We start from the raw sequence: 1,109 nt of genomic DNA, 5'->3' as shown, positions 1-1,109 counted from the left end.
CAATTCAGCCGTTGCGGCCTGCAGGGTTTCCTCGTTGCGACCTTCAAGCCGGAAGCTCAGCGCTGAGCCCGCAGAGAATGAATCGGAAACGAACCCAACTTCCAGCGCGTCGGGAATGAAGCCGACCTTTTCGCGCCAGCGGTTGCGTACTTCATTGGAGCTGATTTCGCCTCGCTGTTCGAATGGCTGCAGAATCAGCACGACCTCGGCAATGTGACTGCCACCGGCCGAGGGGCGTCCGCCTCCGGGACCGCCGCCCCTGTTGATGCGGGCGCCGAGCGTTGTCAGTGATCTTTCGACCACGTGGCCGGGAACTGCAGGGGCGTCACCGGCGGCGATCTTCACGGCCAGTTCCTCGTCGAGTTCGCGGCTCAGTTCAATTGCCGCCCTTTCCAGCTTCTGAAGTGCTTCCTCGGTGATGGCGACCGCCACTCCTTCGGGCATCTGCACGCTGGCATAGATACGGTCGCCTTCAACGGCGGGGAAAAACTGGAACACTACGCGCCCGCTCATCAACAGACCTGCGGTGATGACGATGATGGAGATCGCTACGGCCCACGTTGCATAACGATATTCCAGAGATTTGCGCAGGGCCTTCTGATAGGTGTTGGCAGCGAAGCTGTTCAATCCCTGGCTGATGCGTTCCTGCAGGGCCAGCCACCGTGTCATGACCGGGCTGCCCTCCAGCAGGTAACCACTGGTGCGGCGGTGCGAGAGATGGCTGGGAAGAATCAGCTGTGATTCGATTACGCTCATGAACAGACACAGCACCACCACGGCTCCGATCACGAAGAAAAACGACCCCATCGGGCCTTCCAGCATCAGCAGCGGAAGGAAGGCGGCCATGGTGGTCAGCACTCCGAAGATCACGGGGACCGACACGCTGAGAGTGCCTTCGGCGGCGGCCTCTCTCGGCGGAACGCCATTCTGTTCATAAACGAAGATGCGCTCCGCCACCACGATGGAATCGTCCACCAGAATCCCCAGGACGAGAATAAAGGCCATGATGGTCAGTGAGCTGAGCGTGACGTCCAGCGAGGGAAACAGTGCCAGTGCACCAAGGATGGAAATGGGAATGCCTGCGGCCACCCAGATGGCCAGTTTGAAGC

The 1,109-nt window shown here is 60.1% G+C and carries 1 protein-coding gene; it reads right to left on the bottom strand.

Going from position 1 to position 1,109, the window contains the following annotated elements:
- On the bottom strand, positions 1 to 1,109 hold a 1,109-nt coding region (locus Q7T36_RS14930), incomplete at both ends, for an efflux RND transporter permease subunit (RefSeq protein ID WP_304850338.1).

Source organism: Fluviicoccus sp., from assembly GCF_030646115.1.
In the GTDB taxonomy this organism is placed as follows: Bacteria; Pseudomonadota; Gammaproteobacteria; order Pseudomonadales; family Moraxellaceae; genus Fluviicoccus.
The sequence above is the reverse complement of the archived record's forward strand: the minus strand, read 5'-3'. Positions and strand labels throughout refer to the sequence as shown.